Genomic DNA, 22,514 nt, shown 5'->3' with positions numbered 1-22,514 from the left:
TACTTTTAAAAATATATAAATTATACAGTTTATGAATAATAATTGAAAAATATTTCCAATGAAAACATTGAAACAAAAATAGTTATAATAATTCAAAAATTAAAATGAAAAGTTAAAAATCAACAAAATTTAATTTTTTTGTAAATATACTACTCTAATAGTAAAAATTATTAAAAGATGCGAGAAATGATTAAAACGAATATTTTTGACATACTTCTTTATATATAATAAAATCTATTATATAATCATTTGATAATCTCAAATTTTATAATTTTTGATGGAGAAATGAATTATGATTGAAGAAATAATTTTTAAGCCAATTGGCTACATTAAGTCCCCGTATGAAGACGTGAAAAACATGCCAAAATCAACTAGAGAGTCTGGAGATATAGAAGCTGAAATAGTGATTAATGAGGAATACTTGGAAAGTATGTCCAGCATGGAAGTTGGTGAGGAATACATGGTTTTATTCTATTTCCATAAATCCAAAGGATTTGAACAAAGAGTTCCTTTTAGAGGAGATGGTCCAATAAAAGGTTTATTTTCAACTCATGCTCCAAATAGGCCAAATCCTATCGGAGTCTCTACAATAAAAATAAAGGAAATCAATGGAAATATCATTAAATTTACCGGAGTTGACATGTTAAATGGTACACCCATACTTGATATAAAAGACATTTTATGAATTGATTTTCCCCAATACTAATTTTTATTTATTGCATAATTTTCGGCACTTTTTTAATTTTACGGTAAGATGTACAATTTCGGATACACTGATGTAAAGTCAATATTGCCTAGGAAACAATTTTCAAAATCTCAATCGTTAATGTTGATTTCATCGTGCAATATTGTTTCAGTTAGTTAAATTGCTCTTATTTCAAACAAAAAATTTATTAAACTTTCTGTTTAATATAATAATAGTTATAATTTTTCTGATTAATTAATAGGAGGTCATATCATGGATGAAACTTATCAAATTGTCAATACATTATTGTATGAAAGTGATGAAGGGGCAGTTTCAATTGAGGTAGTTATTGATAAAGATAAAGAAACAATGTGGGCCACTCAAAAAACCATGGCGGAATTGTTTAATGTGGACCGCTCTGTCATTACAAAACATTTGAAAAATATTTATGATGATGGAGAATTGAGTAAAATTTCAACTTGTGCAAAAATTGCACATGTTCAAAAAGAGGGCAATCGTGAAGTAAAAAGAAAAACAACATTCTACAATTTGGATGCAATTATATCTGTAGGTTACAGAGTCAACTCCAAAAACGCAACACATTTTAGAATCTGGGCCACTGGCATTTTAAAGGAATATATGATTAAGGGATTTGTTTTAGATGATGAACTTTTAAAAAATGGCACCCGATTCGGTAAGGATTACTTTGACGAACTTTTAGAAAGGATTCGTGAAATCAGATCCTCCGAGAGAAGGGTGTATGAAAAGGTCACCGACATTTTTGCAACATCCTATGACTATAATCCTAAAGCGAAAGTTACAATCGACTTTTTTAAAAATGTTCAGTCAAAATTGCATTATGCGGTTTCAGGTCTGACACCCCCTGAAATCATAAAATTCCGTGCGGATAGTGAAAAAGAGCATATGGGTTTAACCACATGGAAGGATGCTCCGGACGGTAAAATCATGTTAAGCGATACAAAGGTTGCAAAAAATTATCTGTCTGAAGATGAAATTTCCGAACTGAACCGCATTGTCAACATGTATCTGGATTATGCTGAAAATCAGGCTTCAAGACATAAAGCCATGTCGATGAAGGATTGGGCTGAAAGATTGGATAAGTTTCTGGAATTCAACGAATATCAAATATTGGAAGGTCGTGGAAGAATTTCAAGAAAAGTCGCTGATGAGTTTGTAAAAACCGAATTTGAGAAATTCAAACCAATACAGGATAAAAACTATAAATCTGACTACAACAAATTTGAGGAAAGAACCAGAAGGCTACTCATTGAAAAATAAATTCATGTTATAGTATTGCCAGTATACATCGCAAAATGTCTACTACTTTTTGCTCCCAATTAATACTATAAAACTAAGAAGTATATATTTTTATTACTTTTAAATTCGCCCATATCTCAAAAATTTTATTACTTATTTTATAGGAAAAATATAATAAATAATATAATATTTTTGGAAAGGATTATCATGGGAATTGCTGATTACATCAAAACAAGATTACTGAATAATCTTGTGGAGCAGTACAACACCAGGTGCAGCTATTGGGGTGAAGATGAAAGGCAGCCCAAAACTAGTGGAATAAACACTGGCATTGATATTGTTGATGCACTTCCGCCTGTAATCAATAGGATAATATAGCTAATGTTTTGTTGAAAATAGGTTTTTTCATTCTTCTTTTTTTAGCAGTGTTATTTTTTCATTAAACACGTCTTTTAAAAAGTTTTCCCATTCGGAACCATCGGTTATGTCATTTACAGTATTTTTTAGAAGTTCCGTGGCTAATTTTCCTTTTTCTGTGATGTTGTAGACTTTGATGCGTTTTTCATTTTTTATTTCCCATTCTCCGGTGATGATTCCGTTTTCTTCAAATTTTTTTAGTATGGGATAAATTTTGCTGGAATTGGCTTTGTTGATTAAACCTTTTTCGATTTCTACTTTAAAAAATTCATCTATGGTTTTCATTAAGTCGTAACCGTATGTTGGACCTTGGTTTATTTTCCAGAGTATGATGATTCTTGTAAGGCCTATTCTTAAGTGTTTTAATATGGTCTGGTTTTCTTTGAGTATTGTGGAAATCAGTTGGTCTTTTTGGTCATTCATTTTTATTCACTTGTATAAATTTTGTACTTGGATTTTAATAAATGTTATATAGTATGATATACTATATATCTTATTAGGATATATATTTTTAGGTGAAATATATGGGTAATATTACTGAAATTATTAAAAATGATATTAGAACAATCTATAAAAATCCTATTGTGGTGCTGATTCTATTGGTAGTGATTATTCTACCGTCCCTGTATGCAGTATTGAATGTTGATGCATGCTGGGACATGTATGGAAATACTGATGAATTAAGTTTTGCAATAGCAAATTTGGACAACGGGTCTTCATACAATGGTGAAAAAATAAATGTCGGCAATGGTTTAGTGGATGAATTGAAAAACAACACTGATTTCAAATGGACATTTGTCAGTGAAGACAATCTGCATAAAGGCGTTGAAAATGGAACTTACTATGGAGGAATTGTCATTCCTAAAAACTTTTCCGAACAAATCATTTCCATCACAACTGATGACCCTCACCAGGCCCAATTGGAATTCTATGCCAATTCCAAAACCAATCCTATTGGAAGCAGATTGGCCGATTCTGGTGCAAAGGAAGTCTACAGAACAATGAATGCAAAAATTGTTGAGTTTATTAATGTTGCGGCATATGGAAAATTGGGCGAACTCCAGGACGGCCTTTCATCAGGTTCAATTCAACTTTCTTCAGGCGCCGTTCAATTGTCATCAGGTGCAAGCCAAGTCTCTTCAGGCGCCAGTGAAGTGTCATCAGGTGCAAGCAAAATAAATGACGGCGTTAATGAAGTGTCATCAGGTGCAAGCCAGGTATCTTCCTCTTCTTCACAGGTTCAAGACTCTGCAAAACAACTCGAAGAGGCATCCTCCCAATTGCCCGATCCTATAAAGCCTTATGTTGAAAGCTCAGTAAAACTCGCCAATGCATCAGGTCAGGTTGCAGAAGGCGCATCAAGTTTAGCTAAAGGTTCAGTCAGTTTGGCCGAAGGTTCAGGTGATTTGGCAAATGGTGCTTTAAGTCTTGCGGCAGGTTCACAGTTGCTTGCAAATTCAGCATCAAGTGCGTTGTTTACTGCTGCATATTCCCTTTCAGCGGCAGCAGGTTCATTGGATGACATTACTGGAATTGATGAAGACAAATTAGGAGATTATTTTTATTCCCCTATAAAACTTGAAAAGCATGACTATTATTCTGCGGATACCTTCGGTAGTCAGATTGCTCCATTTTACATTGTTTTGTCAATGTGGATTGGAGGAGTAATTACTTCGGTGATGATTAAGCCGGGAACAAGTGCTGGAACAAAATACCGTCCAATTGAATTATATTTTGCCAGATTAGTTCTATTCATTCTGATTAGCATCCTGCAGACAATTGTTACTTTAACCGGAATATCTCTCTTGGGCATGAATATTGCCAATCCTGCATTGTTTGTATTTTCAACATTTTTCGTAGCGGCCATACTCATGATTTTAATGTATTCCTTTGTTTCAGCATTCGGTACTGTAGGTAAGGTTTTTGGAATAATACTTCTTGTGCTTCAAATTTCGTCCACTGGAGGAATTTATCCTGCCGAACTTACTGAATCATTTTTCAGGGCATTGAATCCCATAATGCCCATGACTCATGCGATAACCATGATTCGAGAATCTATGCTGGGAACATTTTGGCCAAATTATCATGGTGCCTTAATCTATTTGGTCTGTTTCGGATTTGCAACAATAGTCATATCCGTTGTTATTAAAAGGTTCTATGATGAAAAAGCACAATATCTTGAAGATAAAATGAAAAATATAGATTTATTATAGTTAAATTAGAACAAATTCTAATCTAACTTTTCTTTTTTTTTAAATGATTAATTATTCCCATCCGGTTTTACGAATTATTTTTTCCTATAACATTTATTACTTATTTTATTGCCCGCAGATTATACAAAATATTTACTACTTTTAGCTCCCAAATTATAATACAACCAAGAAAAATATATTTATATAACACCATAATCCCAAAATTTTATTACTTGTTTTTTAATCACAACTCATAAAACCAATTATTTAACTAAATAACCTATGTACTAATTAAAATATGTGATAAACATTGCAAAACCTATCGAAATACACCAATATTACATGTAATGAAACATCGATTTTTAAATAGAATGATTGAACCTCTTAATGAAAAGGATAAACATTCAAAAAGAGATATAATATTACAAGAAACGTATCATTCTAGAACCTATAAATTAAAATCTATAAGGATAAATTCCTTTTTGAGAATATTCGATTTCAAGCCATCTTTTAAGCAGCTTTTCAGAAATCTCATATTCACCGCCTGCAAAGCGAATTAAATCCAAATTCTGCAATTTATTCAGTTTATCACTTAATGAACCTGATTTTACATTTAATTTTCGAGCCAAATCAATTCTTTTCAATGGAGAATCAATCAATGCTATTATTATTTCCTTTTCTTTTGTGGTTAACCTGTTCCATTCGTTAATCAGATGGCTGACAATGAATGATATATTATTGTCAAATGCATCGATTACATTGTTTTCATCCAATTCCCGATTGGTCGGAAGTTGGCGTGCAAAAATGTTAATGTAATATGGAATACCTGATGTGCATTTGTAAAACCTTTCAAAACCTTCCTGAGTGAACTTTAACTCAGGTGCTCTTTCTGTGAGGTAATTTTGTGTAGTCTGTTTGGAAAACGGGTTGATATTTATTGTCAGCATCCTTCCACCAAATGCACCGTTTTGACCTGCAATTTCAGAGATTAAATTATCCTGCAATCCCATGGATCCGCTTAAAATATATGCAACATTTCTCTGTTCAGTCACATATCCTCTGAAATTCCATAAAAATGATTCCAAATAAGTATTCAATTCTTTAATTACCTGAAATTCATCAATGATAATTATCACCCCATCAATTTTATCTTTATTGTTGTCATATATTTCCTGAGGCAGTCTAAAAACAAAATCCCTGTATCTTTCCAAATCCCTTTCAGTCCCAATTATCGGGATTGGAATGGAAATGTCAAAAGCACTTGCGACAACCACTTCTTTTAATTTGAAATTATTTGTTTTAAAAAATTTATTAATGTGATTTTTTAAAGTGTTTAATCCTTTCAGGTGTGTTTCTTCTATGATTTTTTGATAGAAAAAATCATACAATCCCTTAAGAGACATTTTATTCTTCTGATATGTTTGAGAAACACTAAAATCCATATATACTACAAGATAATTTTTATCCATATACTCTTTGATTTTATTTAACAGAACAGTTTTTCCCACTCCTCTAATGCCTGTCACTAAAATATCGGGTGCATTGTTTTCGCTTGTAGAGTTTAAAAGATTTGTCAGATTGCTTATTTCCTGTGTTCTGTTGAAAAATTCTTCATCGGTTAAAACTTTGCTGGTTCCCCACGGCAGATTAGACATGATATCACCAAAATATAATTAACTTCAAATTATGTAATAATAAATATGTTAGACAAAATATATAATAGTTTTTATATTACATAATGAATTTCATGTTACATATAATATGTAACAGATTTTATGTTACATCAAATGAAACATGAATAAAAACAATTTATATAAAACCAATATTTTGCAGCAATATGTATTACATGCCACCCATAATTTCTTTTAATAAGGATGTGTTAGAATTTGTTTAACAAATTTGTCCTTATTCAATTTTTAAAATTCTATTTTTTAATATTCTCCAATAAATGTACAAAATATTTAGTACTTTTGCTCTCGAAGCATATATTGCAGTTCAAGGAAAAAAAGCTTTAAATTGCAATAGTTAATGTTAGTCATGATGAAAAAATATTTCCTTAAAATTCCAACTGTTCAGCAAGACAGATATTGCATACTGCATTCGGAGTGTCTATATTGGCTTCTTTTACAGGACATAGGAATTCGCCGTTTTCCTTTTTGACTTTCAAAGATCCCGGAAACGGCGTGCCCACAGGATGTATGGGTTCCCGTAAAATAAATGTTGCATATATTGAAGCTATCTCAAAAATCAATGGGGCTTTGGTTTTGGTCTCCTGTATTCCTGTTTCATAATGGGTTTTTAAAACTTCAACTGCTTCGCCAAATGATTCCCTATCAATGTTTTGAGGATAATTGTTATTGTCGTTTAAAATGTCTTTTATTCGAAACAAGAATGATTCGATATAGGATTTTTGGCTATCCTCACGATAGCTTTCCTGGACGTATTTGTTTTCTTCGATTACATGTGAGGTGAAATCCATCATGTCAAAGACTGAAATTGTTGATGAATACTTTTTAAGGATTTCCAAAACATCACTGCCAGTGGGGATATTGTCATCTATGATGAGATTTGAAAGTTCAGCGTACATTTCAAGGTATTCATCTGTCATTATGCTTCTCCTAGAATCCGAAAGCTAAACCTGCGTTTTTGCAGACACAATATCTGCACATTGAATTTTCCTCTTTAATACTCATTATTCGGGATTTGCATTTGTACTCACCATTTTGCATGAACACCTGGTCTTTTGTCGGATTGTCTCCAACAGGGTGTAGAGGTCTTTTTGCAATGAGTGCTAGATAAAGTGAAATATATTTTGTAAATTCCCTAGTCTCCTCATCTCCTCCTGCATAAGTGTCAAAGTAAAAGTCAATGTCATTTTTGAGGTTTTCAACCACTCCGTCCGCTATTTCAAAGTCGTCTGTAATGTTCAGGGTAAATATTTCATCCCATGCTTGTGAATTGTATTTGGCCAGGCTTTTTGTTATGGGATCCTTGTATCTGTCGTCTGTGACCTTGTTTCTCAGGTATTCAATAGGGTAATCCTTTAGGTTTTCCCTTATTTCTTCAAGTAATGCGGTTGCTTTCATAAATATCTATCTGTAAGTCATGAGTATATGCTATTTACTAAACAACTTTTCGAAAAAATGAAAAAAAATAATTTAAAGAATGACGATTAAATAATTATTTAAGTTTTTAAGATAGGTGTTCTTCATGATTGAGTTTATCAAAAAATATAACCTGCACATTTTCATTGTTTTGATTGCTATTTTAACAGTTTATGACTTTTTGAATTGGGACGGCATTTCCATTGTAAGGAAATTGGTAAATCTATTTGCAATATTAGCGATTCTGCATGAAATCGAAGAAAAATATTGGCCGGGCGGTTTTTTTGATTTAATGTTGAAGAAACTGGAAATAAATATCAATGATGTTGATGTGGGAAGAGCCAATTTAGCAGTATTTATATTCTGGTTAGTTTATCTGGGGTTGGGATACATATTTGATAACTTTGTATTTTTCTTCATGATGACAATCGTATTATCCGTTTTTGAAGCGTTCGTACACACAGCTGGAATTAAAATCCACAAATTAGATAAACCATACACACCAGGTCTTGTCACGGCATGGATTTTAGCAATAGCTGCAATATACTCAATTATCCAATTAAGCAAATTTAACCTTGCAAGCCCAATAGACTATTTAATCGGGACAATATTGTTTATTATAAGTTTCATGATATTAAGTTCACAAGTTTATGGAGGCATGGGAATAAACAGAAAAGAAATGATTAAAAAGATGCGAGAATAATTTGATTTAAATCCTATTTTTAGTGTGTTTAATCCAAACTTTCTCATTATCCCCTGCTGAAACCTTGTTGTCTGCCATTACCCCCACCAAATCATGAGCCACATATGGTTCCTCCAAATAGCCAATGTCATCATCTGTTAATGTCAAATCAACGGAATTGACTGCACCTTCAACATGATGCATTTTGGTGGCTCCTACAATCGGTGCAGTCACTTTTGTAAGCAGCCATGCCAAAGACACTTCAGTCATTGACACACCATAGTTTTGAGCGATTTCATCAACTCTTTTGATAATCTCCAAATCTTGCTGTTCGGAATTTTGATATTTCAATTTTGCATAAAAGTCTTCATTCAGTCTTTTGGATTCCTCACCAGGAAATCTGGACAGTCTTCCTGAAGCAAGCGCACTGTAAGGTGTTACAGCAATGTTGTCAGTGCGGCATAATGGAATCATTTCACGTTCCTCTTCTCTAAAAATCAAATTGTAATGGCCTTGAATTGATACAAATTTGGCAAAACCTTCCGCTTCAGCAAGTGCATTGGCCTTTGCAAGCTGCCAGGCAAAACAGTTTGATATTCCAATATATTTAACTTTACCTTCCTCAATGACCTCGTTTAGGCCTTCAAGAATGTCATATAACGGCGTGTTGTAGTCCCACATGTGATAGATATAATGGTCAATGTAATCCAGTCCAAGATTTGACAGGCTTTTTTCAACCATATTGTGGATATGCAGTCTTCCAGATACATTGTTTTCAATATCCTCCTGTGAGCGTGGCAAAAACTTTGTTGCGACAACAATATCCTCACGTGAAGCGTTCTCCCTTATTGCTTTTCCAACATATTGCTCCGAAGTTCCATTCTGATAACCGATAGCAGTATCAAAGAAGTTAATTCCATTGTCGAGTCCGTTTGTAATTATTTCTATTGATTCTGTTTCAGGCAAGGTCCATGTGTGCATTCCATTTTCAGGATCTCCAAAACCCATACAACCCATACATATTCTGCTGACTTTCAAATCAGAGTTTCCTAATTTAATGTATTTCATTTAAATCCCCATATTCAACCGCTTTTTACATTCAAAAAAAGATTTGCAGCCATTATTAAAACATCCACCCCAATAATTATAGTAGTCAGTTCAGGAATGATGAATGCAACGATTAAAGCTATGAAATAACCTCCAAAAAGAAGCAACCTTGGTTTATTGTCACGTACTTCATCTTTCGGTGCTTGGGGGTTTGCTTTTGTTATTGCAATATCTAAAAATTGAAATGATGCTGTCCATAAAATCAATGAAATAACATAAATAGCTTCTGCTAGTGTTTCACTTGGCCCATTACCCACAAGGGCAGTTGTGAATGGAATCAATGTGATGAAAAATAACCAGATTCCATTAGCCAAAAATACTTTACCGTCAATTAAATCCGCTTTTTCAAATGCATTGTGATGTGATCTCCAAGCCAAATAGATTAATGAAAAACTGACCACATATGAGTAAAAAATAGGTACTTGAGATAATAGGGAATCAATAGAAATTGTTTGAGGAACCGCCAATTCCAAAACCATTATTGTTGCTGCAATTGCAACAATGCCGTCACTTAAAGCCATTATCCTATCTTTATTCAAACTATCACCTTAAAACAATATTTGTAATTAAATATAATTAACAGTTTTCAATTCCTTAAAAACATTTTATGCTTCACAAGCAATACTTCAAAATTGCCGAATGTAATGATTAAGCTTCCAATTAAGAAAGCGTATAAATTTGAAATGAATATCAAAATAACTGCTATTCCTAAAATTGTGGTTCCCATCATCAACAACACGTCTCTTTTTGTTAATTTGATATTCTGCTTATAATATTCCTTATTGGCCATTATTGACAGGTAGAAAACAACCAGAGATATAATCATCAATCCGCTTGCAAATAAGTGGTTTGCTTCACCGGAGTGTACGAGCTCCAAAGCCACTGTGACCAGATTGATGCTGATTACTATGAAGTAGTGGCTGAACATTAATCGTAGCGATCTTTCTACTCTTTGATGTTCCATTAAACGATGAATCTGAATAACATATGATCCAAACATTGTTAAAATAATAAGGAATACTAGAATTGGGATGAAATTAAAGTTTGTTGTATCAAAGAAATGTGTAAGGCCGACAATTGCCTCGCCGAAAGTTATGATTGTCAGCAGTTCAAATCTCTCAACCAGATGTGGAAAACTGATAATGCTTTTGTCAAACTTCCCCCTGATAAAGAATGGTAAAAATGCACCAGTTAAGACTGCAACAACATTTATCCAGATAACATAATCTGTCAGATTAAAAAGAGTGCATAGAATGGCAATTACATAAATTGTGCAAACCACTGACAGTATTGTTATTGAATTACCTGCTGCACCCTCCATTGAATGCTCTTTTCTAGCCTGAATGACATACAATGCCACAACAGTCAACAACAATACCAGCATTGAAAGATCGAACGGAAATGCCATTGTAGCCCAATCATGGGAAATCGTATTTGCCATATAAATTACTGAAATCATGTTTACGCATGCCAGGGCATAATCATACCATTTCCACTGTCCATACCTGTTCACATAGTTTGTAAAGTAAAGCCATGCCTGCAGAATTACAAATGAAGTAATCAGATAAGCAAAAAAGTTATATGGAGGAATTATTCCATTTATAGGCTCTGAAATCAGTGCAGTTAACTTAGATATTGCATATACAAAAATCAAATCATAAAATAATTCTATTAATTCAACATCTTTTGTTTTGACTTCCATTAAAATCACTTATTTAATGAAAGTATATGTTTTAAATTATTTTTAAATGTTGTTTTTAGCAACTAATTCAAATCACAACAAATGTTGAAATTTTTAAATTAACTGGCTTATTGGAAACATTAATTACTTTCTTGTAAATAACAAATATTTTAAATGAGTATTATAATCATATAATATAACGGTGTTTAATTTTGAATTGGAATTTGTTTGGCCTATTCTAATTGTAATTCTTGCAAATACTTTTTATAACATTTGTATGAAGTCAATGCCAAATGATGTGAATCCGTTTGGAGCGTTGATGATTACTTATCTGGTTGCGGCAATAATATCCGCAATTATTTTTGCATTTATGGTTGGCCCATCAAATGTTGTCTTTGAAATATCAAAAATCAACTGGACATCAATTATTCTAGCGATAGCAATTGTTGGTCTTGAAGTTGGATATGTTTTTGTCTACAGAGCTGGGTGGACAGTTAGCACAGCAACTGTAGTTGCAAACATTGGTCTTGCTTGTGTTTTAATTGGAGTTGGTTATTTGCTCTACAAGGAGAATGTTTCTATAAATCAAATTTTAGGAATTATTGTTTGTATGGTTGGATTGATTCTAATTAATATCTAGATACCAAATTTATAGCTTGATGAGATTTGATTTGTGAAAACATTATTGTTAATGTTAATGTCTTCTCATTAAATCAAATCGAAAATCCAAAATTAATTCTTCACAATAATTACTTTTTCAATTGACGGCCATCACGATAAGCGTCACCGACTTTATCTCCAATGGACAAATAGATTTTATTCATCCAGTCAAAGGCAATCGGATGGAACTTTTCAAATGATACTTTACCATCATCAAGAATTTTTTCATCAAGACTTACATTAACTATTTCACCCACAAGCCTCCAGTTTGCTTCATCATAACTTTTTACCCTACATTCAACTGCAAACGGCAATTCATCTATGATTGGCGCATCAACAAACTTGGATTTTGTCGTATGAAAACCTGATTTTTCAAATTTATCTTTGACTTTGCTTCCAGGAGTAATTCCAAGATAATCACAGGCAACCTCATTTTCCACATCTGCCATGCTAACCACAAAAGAGTTTCTAGCAAGGATTCCCTTTAGGGTATGCCTTTGTGATGCAATTGTAATTGAAATTTCCTTTTGATTGCTTATGCCTCCCCATACTGCCAACATTGCGCAAGGATTGTCATCGTCATCATATGATGAAACAATTAACACCGGCATCGGCATGATATAAGGCTTTGCCCCAATATTTATTCTTGACATGATTTTACACCATAACCTAATAATTAATAATAATTTTTTACATCAATTTCTTATAAATCTCTTTTTGTTTTGAATATTTTTCTCAATAATTTTTCAAAGAATTTACTCAGAATGTAAAGTCAATATACTAAAGTATTATAAAATATAATACTCTTTAAAAAAAAGACAAAATTTATTCATTGAAAAAAGACTCATTTTTTAAAAAATATCAAAATATTATAGTTAATAATAAATTAAAGAAATAATAGTAAGCATATGTTTAAAGTCAATTATTTTATAGAATTCAATCTTCCATAATCATCCCAGTTGCCGTACATCTTGTTTTCTTTAGTTTTTTCAATGAAGTTATTCAGCATTCTTTCAAACACATCCTTTTTCTTTCGCTCACGTTCGATGTTCCCTATTCTTATTTTTTGATATGGTTCAGGAAAGTTGCTGAAGTTTTCCCAGATTTCTTCATCGATTTTAAGTTTATTTAAGATATCCTCTTTAATGTCAAATTCCTCATCAAGATCTGGAAGAACATCATCCGCTTTGCTCATTAAGTCATGGTTTATTAGATATCTGCACCTTTGCTTGTTTAGCTCTCCCCATGGACTGTTATTTTTTCTTGGGGTGAATTTTTGCATTCTTTTTCCATTGATATTTTTGTGTATGGAATCAATCCATCCAAAGCATAAGGCGACATATACTGCATCGATATAGTAAAATATGTCATCGTCTTGGATTTTTCCTCTTTTACAGGCAACCCAACATTCCTCTTCACGTTCGTGATTGTCTTTCAACCACTCGTAAAACTCTTTTCTGCTTTTGCAGTCCAGAATATTTTCATAATCCATAATAATATTTTTATTAAAATATTATATATCCTCTTTCTAAAACAACATAATATAAAACAGAATCATAAGCTTTTTCCAAATTCATAAGCATCTTTAGGATAATCAGAGTATTTTGTCATTGATGGGGTGCCGCAACCATAACCCAAAATTCTTCCTTGATCATCCAAATTAAGATATTTGACCAAAGTGTCATAATGTGCTTCCAGTGCATCAAATGTCCAATTGGAAGAATTATAGGCAACAGTTAGAAGTGCAGATTTGAAATGCCTTGACTGAATGGAACTGTTTGCTGAACAGAATCTGTCAATTAGAACTTTGAGCTGTGCAGACATTCCATAATAGTATAATGGAGTTACAAACACCAGCATATCTGCTTCAAGAATTTTTTCTCTAAAAATATCCATATCATCACATAGTATGCATGGTCCTTCATAACCACAGCTGACACAACCTGTACATGGTTCAATGTCTGCATGGGCAGCATCAATTTCTTCAACAACATGACCCGCTTCTTCTGCTCCCATAATAAAGTTGTCTGCAAGCATATTGGAAGAGCCGTTAATATTCGGACTTCCTTTCAAAACGATAATTTTCATTTTTAACATCCCTTCCAGTTATTCCAGGAAAAATATATTTAAATTGAAAAGGAAATTATTTCATTTCCTTTTCCCAAATTCTTATTGTATTGATGTTGGCTTTATCGGCCAATTCTTCCATTGTTTTTATTTCATCTTCGCTCAATTCTATTTTTATAGCGTCAGCAGCGTCTTCCACATGATGAACTTTTGTTGCGCCTATAATTGGAAGAGTTCCTTTAGCAATTGCCCATGCAATTGGAAGCTGAGCAACTTTTGCATCATGATTTTTTGCAATTTCAGCTATTGCTTTGTTTAGCTCCTCAATTTCGGCTAAACTATCCCCATATGCATTTGCCCTATCGGAGCCTTCAGGGAATGGATGTGTGGCATCATATTTGCCGGATAATGCTCCCTGTTCCAATACCATATATGAAAAGAAGATGATGTCATTTTCTTTGCAGTATTCAAGAATTCCGGAATCTTCAGAAGACCTGTTGAGTAGACTATAATGGTTTTGTACCGCACCTAATTTTAATCCGGCTTCTTTTAGAATTTCATTAGCTTCCTTAATTTCAGCAAGGTTATGGTTTGAAACACCTATCATTCCAATATCATGATCTTTTGCTGTTTCAACCAATTTTTTTGTCCAATTAGGAGCATCTACAGGATTGTGAATCCAAAAAATGTCTATATCATCAACACCCAATATTTTGGCACTGTTTTCATACATTGCGGTTACACTGTTACCTTCAAACATTTCAGCAAGCTGCGGTGTGAATTTGGTGGATATGACAAAATCATCACGTTTTGAAGTTCTTAAAAATTCTCCCAAAACTTCTTCAGATTTTCCCATACCATATACAAAAGCAGTATCCCATAAATTTAAGCCCAATTCCATTGCTTTATCATATATTGGTTTTAAGTCTTCAGTTTTGTGTTCATTTCCGAATGTTCCGTCATTACCCCATGCCCAAGCACCAAGGGCAATTTTTGCGAGATTATCTTTTAAAGTCATGATACAATTTCTTTAAGTTGGAGTATAAAAAACTAAAGTGACAGCCATGACACTTTTATAATTAAATAAAACAAAAACCAATATTAACTCATATGACATATTTTGATTTTGAACTTACACATTGTCCAGTAGAATTGTCTCTCGACATTATTGGCCGAAAATGGGTTTTGCAAATAATCTGTGACATGTTTTTTGGAAAATGCCGATTCAGTGAATTTAAAGAGGGAAAACCAGATTTATCCAATAAAGCGTTGTCTAGAAGTTTGAGATATATGGAAAATGAAAACCTGATTGAAAGAGTAATTGATGAAAACGATGCAACAAAAGTTGAATATTACCTAACTGAAAAAGGAAAATCATTAAATAAAATAATCTATGACCTGGTTGAATTCACATTGGAAAATAATACCCAGTATTATAGTGAAGAAACAATTTTAAAAACCAAAAAAGGATTTAAAAAGCAATTACTTGAATGATTTGTCTTATTTAATTGTGAACTATTCAGAACAATACTACAATATCTCATCTATTGGAAACCTGAAATATTTAACGGATGATTTCCCAATGATTTTTAAAAGAATATACACCAAATATACAGTCAATATACTGAAAAAACTATACAAAATATAAACACCCATCAAAAAATGCCAAATTAATTCCTTAAAAAAAGACTTATTTTTTAAAAATATAAACATATTACGCTTAACAAAATTATAAAATAAGTTATATTAAGTTAATGAAGAAAAAACTTAATATTAGTGACTTATAAGTTAAATAAGGCTCAAATTATGTACAATGGATTTTGCCCGTATACTATACAAAATATTTACTACTTTTCGCTCTCAAATTATAATATAAAACTAAGAAGTATATATATTTTTATTACTTTTAGGATTTTTGAAATTAATTGAAAAAAATAGAATAAAATTGAATATGTTATTCAATTAATAGTAATGTTAACGACGGCACCTAGTTAAAAGGAATTGGAAGTTGCAAGATTCAGATTCACCTCATTTAATTGGTAATGTTAAAGATAGTGATGTTGTAAAGGAAATTTCAGAGCCTAGTTTCATTGACACCCTACAAAGATTGTTATAACTTTTTTCATTTATTTATTGGCTTTTAGAGAAGTCAAAATTCGATTTCTTTTCTTTAATTCGACTATAAATAGCTCCAATGCCTAAAAATTGGGCGGAGATTAGTAATAAATCTAAAAAAACATTCCAAATATAATTCAAAATTTCAACAGGAATGACAATATATTTAAAGGCTCCAAAAAGGACAATTGCCACGACAATGGCAGTGAATTCTTTCGTATAACTCCTCCACCCTATTAAATCAATGTCACTTTTAATCTTAAGTAAATTGAATGCTGTTTTGAAGTTATTGGTATCTGCAAGTCTTCCCAATGCAATTTCCATGAAAAATGAAGTGATGTAAAATAGGATGCTTCCAATAATTATGAAAGCTAATGCATCCACAGGATTATGGGAATATAATGTGTGGAGTGTTTCCGGAAGTTTCAATAACATGTCTTCCAAATCGAATTCAGGGAAATTCAGGGGCGAACATATTAAATCTAAAACATATCCTTGAACCAATAGATAAACGGTAAAAACGATGTAAGACTTAATTCCAAGGACTATAATATCTTTTATCATTATTTTAGGTAGTCTAATACCATTATTCATCCTATCACGAGAAATTGTCATCCCATAACCGCACAATATAATATTAATTAACATTACTATTAAAAATGCTCTTTTGGTGTTAAAATTAGAATAGGTGTCCATGAAATATTCCAATACAAAGAACAATATGAAAACTAGCAGGAAAAATGGTTTGTTGTATGTGCAATAGGACCATATTTTTTTCATTATAGACAATGGCATGACTACTCCTCTAATATTATTTTAAAAATCGGATTAAATAAAAGTTACTAATTGATTTTTCATGTTGTAAATTTAAAAAATAGAAAAAATAGATGGATTAATCATCTATTGAGTTTAACTGTAGTTTTAATTGTATTTTTAAGGTAAGTCACCTTCACAATGTAAGTTTTGCCTTTCTTGAGCTTTTTAATAACATTTTTGGTCAATGTCTTCTGTGCAATTCCCTTTTCATTGGTTTTGACTTTGTAGGTTTTGCCGTTTAACTTGAATGAGGATTGTCCGATAATAATACATCATTAGTGTTTTCAAGCTTTAAATCAATATATCCCCGAATATCCATCTGTTCGTCAGCTGCTGAAACTGAAGGCATGCTGAATAAAAAGAGAGACCGGATTAAGATTATGAATAATCTTGATTTAAAATTCATTTTTCAACTAAGCTGGTTAAAAAAAATCAAAAGGTGCACAATCCGGATTCACAACTTTTAATTAGTGATGTTAAAAACGGTGAAGTTGTAAAAGAAATTGTTGAGCCAAGTAATATTGATAGACAAACTAGATTAATATGATTACTTTTTATAAATTTAATTTCGTGGAATATTATAGGATGTTTTTGCAATAAGGTATTAAATAACTTTTTTATATATAATTAATGAAAGAAATAAATAATGAATGATTGTTTAATAGGTGTTTTTTTATGAGAAATATTATCATTGTCCAATGCATGTCAACTGGTAAGAATTATGTTCAGGATATAATAGATAGGAATTGCAATCCTGTAGTTCTGGAAATGAATCCATTTGGGGATTCTGAGGATGCACTGGCCTATCAGGAAGAAGTAAAAGCAGAATATGAATTAATTGAAAATGATTTTGATTTGATTTATGAAAAAGACACTTATGAGGAAACCCTTGAAATGGTGAGGGAATTTGATCCATTGATCATCGTTCCTGGCACTGAAGACGGTGTGATACTTGCCACAAGGCTTGCAAATGATTTGGATCTTTTATGCAATCCTATTGAAAACATTGATGCATTGACCCTGAAGGATGAAATGCAGAACAGATTGGCTGAAAATGGTCTTCGCTCAATCAAGGGCAAAGTTGTCAGGTCCTTGGATGAGGCAATAGAGTATTATGATGCAGAAGGCCTTGATGGGGTTGTTGTAAAACCTGTATACAGTGCTGCATCAGTTGGGGTTCGATTATGCTCCAACAGACATGAAATGATTGAAGCGGTCAAGGAAGTGTTTAACCTGACTGGAGTTTACGGAAACGAGTTGAATGAACTGGTAATTCAGGAACGCATCAACGGTCAGGAATATGTCATAGACACAGTTTCCTGCAATGGAATTCACCGTGTTACCATGATATGGAAATACAACAAGATTGAAACTGCTGAAGGAGGTAACATTTATGACTATGATGAAACCGTTAACGAATTGGGAATAGGTGAATCTGAACTTGTCGAATATGCTTATGATGTTGCAGATGCATTGGGAGTCAAGTACGGTCCGGTTCATGGTGAATATATGGTGGATGAAAACGGTCCGGTTTTGATTGAAGTGAATTGCCGCCCTCATGGAGGCAGTTTGGATAGGAAATTCATGGATTTCATTTCAGGTCAGCACGAAACAGACAGTGCTCTTGATTCCTATTTGAATCCTGAAAAATTCAATTTGGAGCGCATGAAAGGATATCATTTATTTGCACAAGGGGTTGTAAAAAGCTTCATTGTTCCAAAAGACTTGATTGCTAAGTCATCTCCTATGAATTCAATCGGTGTTAACTTGAAAAGCTTCTTTAAAACAGACCTCGACCCAATTGAAAGCCCTAAAACATTCTCCAAAACCCAAGATTTGGAGACTTCTGGAGGTACAGTTTATCTGGCTCATGAAGATTCTAATCAACTTCAAAGAGACATTAACTTTATAAGGGATCTTGAAAAACGTGCCTTCCAATTGGTTTTCAGTGAGGAATTGCGTGATGATGTGGTCATTGACGATAATGATATTTTTAAAGGAATTGAATCTTTAATGAATGAAATTAAAGCATATGGAACTTCTCTTTTAGTCACTGAAAGTGTTTTTGATAATTTGAATGTATCCCAAGTTTCAATTGATGATTTGGATAAAATCAAGGGAACTTTTGACTGTGTGGTCATCAATCTGAATAAGAGCCTTTCGGATATGAATGCTGATGAGATTGTCAAACGTTTCCTTGATATTTTTGATAAGGTCAAGTTTGGCGGGCTGATTTTCATTCCAAAGACCACTTATGATTTCATGCCTAATTCAAGATTGGGTGCCGAAGCGCTTCTAAAGGTATTGGACTTTAAAATAGAATTGCCGATACATAAATTGAACAGAATGGTTATTGCATCAAAAAGATAGTTGGATATCATGACATATGAGCGTAATTTCAATTTATTGAACAGCAAGTTCCGGGAACTGTTTTTCCCGACATTGATGATTTCGATTGCAGGCAATTTTGCAGTTCTGGTTGATGCATTTTTCATCAGCATGTTCATGGGTTCAGTATATTTGTCAGTTGTTCAAAGTATCGAGCCTTTTGTTGCCTTTATCAATGTTGTTTACTGGTTGATAGGTTTGGGTGGAAGTGTAGTGTGCACAATGGCCAAGGCAGGATTTGATGAGGAGCGCAGCAATTCATATTTCACGATTTCCATCATTGGGATTATAATAGTTGGTCTGCTCATTACATTGTCAACAATCGTGTTTCAAGGGGAATATGTTAATCTGTTATGTCAGTCTCCTCAATTGAAGTCATTCGTTACTCAATACTTTTATTACTATGCTCTTGGAATTGTGTTTGAATGTTATATGGTGAGTGTGGCATATTTCATCAAGACTGACGGATTCATAGATATGCAGTTCAGGGCATTTTTGATTTGTAATGTTGTAAACATAATATTTGATGTTGTTTTGATGAAATTCCTGAATTTGGGGATTGCAGGTGCTGCAATGGCGACCACAGTGGGGCATGTCGTCTCTGCAATTTACATTACCATTTACTTCTTCAAGTCCAATAGGACATTACGGTTAATTAAAGTTAAAACATCAAAGATATTCGGTTATCTTGCAGATATCTGTAAATCAGGTTTTGCTGCTGCTTCAATTCCTTTATACACTACAATCAGGCTGGTCATATTAAACGCTTTGATTGCGGGACTTTTAGGGGATTTAGGTCTGTCTGCATATTCTATGTGTTATAATGCATTATTTTTAGTTGATATCTTCATTTTAGGCACTGTTCAATCCATTTTACCGATTTCGGCAGTTTATTATAAGGAGGGGGACTTTACTGGTGTGGATTATGTAACAAAAAGATCCCTTAAGATAGTGTGTGTATTTGCATTGTTTTTTTCTGTCTTGCTTATACTGTTTCCGCAAATTGTACTGTTCCTGTTTAATGTTAAAAATCCTGCCGATATTCCCACAATAATGAATATCATTCGAATATTTTCAGTTAGCTTCATTGCATTTGCAATAACTAGTCTGTACAGCTTTTATGCTGAATCTGTCCAGTATGATAAATTCGCTAATCTCATCACTCTCTTTCAGGGATTATTGTTCCCTATTGCATTTGCATACCTATTCACTTACTTCTGGGGATCTGAAGGATTTTGGATTTCACTTGTGGTGTCTGAATTTGCAACAGTGCTGTTCATTTTCATTTACTCTAAAGTTAAGGCTAAAAGGAGCAATGGCGAATACAACGGATTTTTCCTAAATAGGAAACATGATGCAAAATCAGTTTTTGAATTCACAATCCATGGAAATGTTGAGGATGTGGTTAACCTGTCTGAAAACATCCGGGAGTCATTTGATGATGCAAGAATATCTGTATTGGTGAGCATGGCAATTGAAGACATGATTGTTCATATCATCGACATCAACGAGAGTATTGATTTGATTGATGTAATCATCAGGGATAATGATGAGTATATTCTCATCTCCATCAAGTATTCAGGCATAGGCATTAATGTGATGGAGGATGAAAGCATAGAATCCAATGTTGCAATCATTAATAATGTTTCACAAAAAATAGATTATTCCCAAATATTGGGATTGAACAATATAGTCATTACAATTAAATGAAAAAGCAGCTTTTGGTTCTCTTTACCTTGACCCTCACAGGACAAAATATCAGGGAAATAATCAAATCTGTTTTGTTAATCTGATGAGTGAATTTTTTGCCCGTAAAGAAGCACATATATATTTTTATTACTTTTAAATTTGCCTCATATTTCAAAAATTTTATTACTTATTTTATATAATAAATATAATAAATAATATAATATTTGGAAATGATTAATATGGGAATTACTGATTACATCAAAACAAGATTATTGAATAATCGTGTGGAGCAGTACAACACCAAGCGCAGCTATTGGGGTGAAGATGAAAGGCAACCTAGAACTGATGGAATCAATACTGGCCTTGACTTGCCTGATGCACTTCCGCCAGTTATTAATAAAACAATAGCTAATGCGCGTTACGCTGTTAAGCTTGACGGTTATACTTCAGGTATTTTGAAAAATAGAATTGATAAAGCTAATGTTAATATGGTTCTTGTGGATAAGGAAAACAAATTATCTCAAGAGCAGAAACTGACTTTAATTTTATGGGCCAGAAAAATTGACATTTCTCAAGTAGCTAAAAATATTTTGCAAGGAGGAATGGTTGACGGTGAAGGCCTTATTAAACCTGTGCAACGTTGGGATAAAAGCATTGGCAAATACATTAAACCAATATTTTTAGAAATCGGCGCACACGGTTATGGATTAAAAAAAGAGTTTAATGATGATAATGAAGTGCAGCTATACCTTCATGAAATGCCTAAGGATATTGTTAACGGATCTCCGGAAGAGTTTGATAACTATGTCAGTGTTGAAGAGGGAACATTAACGGTCAAGTACGAACCAACTGATGTTATTAACTTCATGTATAATGAGATTTACTCAGAAGCGCAAAGCATTATCCTAAATTGCCTTGATGATATATACCACAAGTGTAATTTGGAGAGAAATCAGGTAGAGAGAATTAATAAAGATAATATTATTGAAGTTAAACCTGCAATGGATGCAAACGGTCAACCATATATTACTGAACTTTCATCCACTGCTAAGGAAAATCTTTATGCTGATTATGGAACTACTGCCGGAAGCAATGTAGCTATTGTACCCCCAGGAATTGAATCTAAGATTTTAAGTGGTAATAACTATCAGCCAGATTATACTAGGCAGACTGAAATTTTTAGAAATAATATCTTAAGGACTTTTGTAACTCCTCAGTCCCAAGCAGGTAATGAAAAGTCCCATCAGAACATTGCAGAATACATTAACGATTCAGCGACTACTGGATTTATGTTAATGTTGCAAATGACCAGAAATGGGTTTTAAAATACTGCAATGAATTATTGAATAGACAGTTGGAACTGATGGGAATCAGTGACTCTTTAGATATTTACTTCAGCTATTCAAGAGATGATGTTTTAAGATACATTATGGAACTGTCTTCTGAAGGCGATGAAATCTATAAAAATTACTTAAGTAACTTTGAGGAGGAGCAGCTAGTGGGTGAGAGAATCCTAACTGAAAGTGGTGTTGAAATATAAAAAAGTGGAATTGATGATTTACTCATCAATTCTTTTAATGAATTTGGCGGGGTTACCTGCAACTATTGAATTGTCGGGAACGTCTTTTGTCAC

General features: G+C 32.9%; 24 protein-coding genes. 11 read left to right on the top strand and 13 right to left on the bottom strand.

Annotation, left to right across the window (positions count from 1 at the left end):
* Nucleotides 1-292 precede the first annotated feature (292 nt).
* From tsaA to IJQ68_RS05025, 3 genes are all read left to right on the top strand, one after another.
* Complete coding sequence (tsaA, locus tag IJQ68_RS05035; RefSeq protein ID WP_292797785.1) at nucleotides 293-685, top strand: tRNA (N6-threonylcarbamoyladenosine(37)-N6)-methyltransferase TrmO; 393 nt, start codon at nucleotides 293-295, stop codon at nucleotides 683-685.
* Nucleotides 686-958: 273 nt separating this feature from the next.
* Nucleotides 959-1,984, top strand: coding sequence for a virulence RhuM family protein (locus IJQ68_RS05030; protein WP_292797783.1), 1,026 nt, complete (start codon nucleotides 959-961; stop codon nucleotides 1,982-1,984).
* A gap of 186 nt (nucleotides 1,985-2,170) precedes the next feature.
* Nucleotides 2,171-2,341 carry a hypothetical protein gene (locus IJQ68_RS05025; RefSeq protein ID WP_292797780.1) on the top strand — a complete coding sequence of 57 codons (171 nt, stop codon included), beginning with the start codon at nucleotides 2,171-2,173 and terminating at the stop codon, nucleotides 2,339-2,341.
* Between the two features lie 27 nt (nucleotides 2,342-2,368).
* Here the strand turns inward: IJQ68_RS05025 and IJQ68_RS05020 are convergent, their stop codons facing one another.
* Nucleotides 2,369-2,803, bottom strand: a complete 435-nt coding sequence (locus IJQ68_RS05020) for a PadR family transcriptional regulator (protein WP_292797777.1) — start codon at nucleotides 2,801-2,803, stop codon at nucleotides 2,369-2,371.
* Nucleotides 2,804-2,904: 101 nt separating this feature from the next.
* Between IJQ68_RS05020 and IJQ68_RS05015 the strand changes: the two genes are divergently transcribed.
* The gene (locus IJQ68_RS05015) at nucleotides 2,905-4,593 is read left to right on the top strand and encodes a YhgE/Pip domain-containing protein (RefSeq protein ID WP_292797775.1); all 1,689 of its coding nucleotides are present in this window, start codon (nucleotides 2,905-2,907) and stop codon (nucleotides 4,591-4,593) included.
* Nucleotides 4,594-5,027: 434 nt separating this feature from the next.
* Here IJQ68_RS05015 and IJQ68_RS05010 read toward each other — a convergent pair whose 3' ends face one another.
* The 3 genes from IJQ68_RS05010 to IJQ68_RS05000 form a co-directional block, all read right to left on the bottom strand.
* Nucleotides 5,028-6,227, bottom strand: a complete 1,200-nt coding sequence (locus tag IJQ68_RS05010; protein ID WP_292797773.1) for an ATP-binding protein — start codon at nucleotides 6,225-6,227, stop codon at nucleotides 5,028-5,030.
* Between the two features lie 401 nt (nucleotides 6,228-6,628).
* Complete coding sequence (locus tag IJQ68_RS05005) at nucleotides 6,629-7,180, bottom strand: DUF2115 family protein (RefSeq protein ID WP_292797771.1); 552 nt, start codon at nucleotides 7,178-7,180, stop codon at nucleotides 6,629-6,631.
* 10 nt (nucleotides 7,181-7,190) lie between these two features.
* Nucleotides 7,191-7,658, bottom strand: coding sequence for a DUF2115 family protein (locus IJQ68_RS05000; RefSeq protein ID WP_292797769.1), 468 nt, complete (start codon nucleotides 7,656-7,658; stop codon nucleotides 7,191-7,193).
* Nucleotides 7,659-7,782: 124 nt separating this feature from the next.
* Here IJQ68_RS05000 and IJQ68_RS04995 point away from each other — a divergent pair, with 124 nt between their 5' ends.
* Nucleotides 7,783-8,379: an HXXEE domain-containing protein gene (locus IJQ68_RS04995; protein WP_292797767.1), complete on the top strand. Its 597-nt coding sequence runs from the start codon at nucleotides 7,783-7,785 to the stop codon at nucleotides 8,377-8,379.
* Between the two features lie 6 nt (nucleotides 8,380-8,385).
* On the opposite strand, the gene IJQ68_RS04990 is transcribed toward IJQ68_RS04995, so the two are convergent.
* Genes IJQ68_RS04990 through IJQ68_RS04980 form a run of 3 tightly spaced genes read right to left on the bottom strand, consistent with a single transcriptional unit; the run spans nucleotide 8,386 to nucleotide 11,167 of the window.
* Nucleotides 8,386-9,426, bottom strand: a complete 1,041-nt coding sequence (locus tag IJQ68_RS04990; RefSeq protein ID WP_292797765.1) for an aldo/keto reductase — start codon at nucleotides 9,424-9,426, stop codon at nucleotides 8,386-8,388.
* 14 nt (nucleotides 9,427-9,440) lie between these two features.
* Complete coding sequence (locus IJQ68_RS04985; RefSeq protein ID WP_292797762.1) at nucleotides 9,441-10,004, bottom strand: TMEM175 family protein; 564 nt, start codon at nucleotides 10,002-10,004, stop codon at nucleotides 9,441-9,443.
* A 47-nt stretch (nucleotides 10,005-10,051) separates the two neighbouring features.
* Nucleotides 10,052-11,167, bottom strand: a complete 1,116-nt coding sequence (locus tag IJQ68_RS04980; RefSeq protein ID WP_292797759.1) for a low temperature requirement protein A — start codon at nucleotides 11,165-11,167, stop codon at nucleotides 10,052-10,054.
* A 196-nt stretch (nucleotides 11,168-11,363) separates the two neighbouring features.
* Between IJQ68_RS04980 and IJQ68_RS04975 the strand changes: the two genes are divergently transcribed.
* Nucleotides 11,364-11,786 carry an EamA family transporter gene (locus tag IJQ68_RS04975; RefSeq protein WP_292797757.1) on the top strand — a complete coding sequence of 141 codons (423 nt, stop codon included), beginning with the start codon at nucleotides 11,364-11,366 and terminating at the stop codon, nucleotides 11,784-11,786.
* A gap of 109 nt (nucleotides 11,787-11,895) precedes the next feature.
* On the opposite strand, the gene IJQ68_RS04970 is transcribed toward IJQ68_RS04975, so the two are convergent.
* The 4 genes from IJQ68_RS04970 to IJQ68_RS04955 form a co-directional block, all read right to left on the bottom strand.
* The gene (locus IJQ68_RS04970) at nucleotides 11,896-12,459 is read right to left on the bottom strand and encodes a flavin reductase family protein (protein WP_292797755.1); all 564 of its coding nucleotides are present in this window, start codon (nucleotides 12,457-12,459) and stop codon (nucleotides 11,896-11,898) included.
* A 269-nt stretch (nucleotides 12,460-12,728) separates the two neighbouring features.
* The gene (locus IJQ68_RS04965) at nucleotides 12,729-13,298 is read right to left on the bottom strand and encodes a YdeI family protein (protein WP_292797753.1); all 570 of its coding nucleotides are present in this window, start codon (nucleotides 13,296-13,298) and stop codon (nucleotides 12,729-12,731) included.
* A 62-nt stretch (nucleotides 13,299-13,360) separates the two neighbouring features.
* Complete coding sequence (locus IJQ68_RS04960) at nucleotides 13,361-13,894, bottom strand: flavodoxin family protein (RefSeq protein WP_292797750.1); 534 nt, start codon at nucleotides 13,892-13,894, stop codon at nucleotides 13,361-13,363.
* Nucleotides 13,895-13,949: 55 nt separating this feature from the next.
* Nucleotides 13,950-14,891: an aldo/keto reductase gene (locus IJQ68_RS04955; RefSeq protein WP_292797748.1), complete on the bottom strand. Its 942-nt coding sequence runs from the start codon at nucleotides 14,889-14,891 to the stop codon at nucleotides 13,950-13,952.
* Nucleotides 14,892-14,983: 92 nt separating this feature from the next.
* Between IJQ68_RS04955 and IJQ68_RS04950 the strand changes: the two genes are divergently transcribed.
* Nucleotides 14,984-15,367 (top strand): helix-turn-helix domain-containing protein, encoded by a 384-nt coding sequence (locus IJQ68_RS04950; protein WP_292797746.1) that lies wholly within the window; start codon nucleotides 14,984-14,986, stop codon nucleotides 15,365-15,367.
* A 636-nt stretch (nucleotides 15,368-16,003) separates the two neighbouring features.
* Here IJQ68_RS04950 and IJQ68_RS04945 read toward each other — a convergent pair.
* Nucleotides 16,004-16,783: a DUF4013 domain-containing protein gene (locus IJQ68_RS04945; RefSeq protein ID WP_292797744.1), complete on the bottom strand. Its 780-nt coding sequence runs from the start codon at nucleotides 16,781-16,783 to the stop codon at nucleotides 16,004-16,006.
* A 259-nt stretch (nucleotides 16,784-17,042) separates the two neighbouring features.
* Nucleotides 17,043-17,210 carry a hypothetical protein gene (locus tag IJQ68_RS04940; RefSeq protein WP_292797742.1) on the bottom strand — a complete coding sequence of 56 codons (168 nt, stop codon included), beginning with the start codon at nucleotides 17,208-17,210 and terminating at the stop codon, nucleotides 17,043-17,045.
* Nucleotides 17,211-17,479: 269 nt separating this feature from the next.
* On the opposite strand from IJQ68_RS04940, the gene IJQ68_RS04935 reads away from it, so the two are divergent.
* The 4 genes from IJQ68_RS04935 to IJQ68_RS04920 all read left to right on the top strand — a co-directional run bounded on the left by IJQ68_RS04935 (nucleotide 17,480) and on the right by IJQ68_RS04920 (nucleotide 22,421).
* Nucleotides 17,480-19,174: an ATP-grasp domain-containing protein gene (locus IJQ68_RS04935; RefSeq protein WP_292797739.1), complete on the top strand. Its 1,695-nt coding sequence runs from the start codon at nucleotides 17,480-17,482 to the stop codon at nucleotides 19,172-19,174.
* A gap of 9 nt (nucleotides 19,175-19,183) precedes the next feature.
* Entirely contained in the window at nucleotides 19,184-20,902 is a 1,719-nt protein-coding gene (locus tag IJQ68_RS04930; RefSeq protein WP_292797736.1) for an MATE family efflux transporter, read from the top strand.
* Between the two features lie 218 nt (nucleotides 20,903-21,120).
* A complete protein-coding gene (locus IJQ68_RS04925) occupies nucleotides 21,121-22,206 on the top strand; it encodes a hypothetical protein (protein ID WP_292797733.1) in 1,086 nt (361 codons plus the stop codon).
* A 17-nt stretch (nucleotides 22,207-22,223) separates the two neighbouring features.
* Nucleotides 22,224-22,421 carry a hypothetical protein gene (locus IJQ68_RS04920; RefSeq protein WP_292797732.1) on the top strand — a complete coding sequence of 66 codons (198 nt, stop codon included), beginning with the start codon at nucleotides 22,224-22,226 and terminating at the stop codon, nucleotides 22,419-22,421.
* Nucleotides 22,422-22,514: the final 93 nt, after the last annotated feature.

It is taken from the genome of Methanobrevibacter sp., from assembly GCF_017447225.1.
Lineage (GTDB): Archaea > Methanobacteriota > Methanobacteria > Methanobacteriales > Methanobacteriaceae > Methanocatella.
Note: the sequence above shows the minus strand (reverse complement) of the source record. Positions and strands in the feature narration are given on the sequence as shown.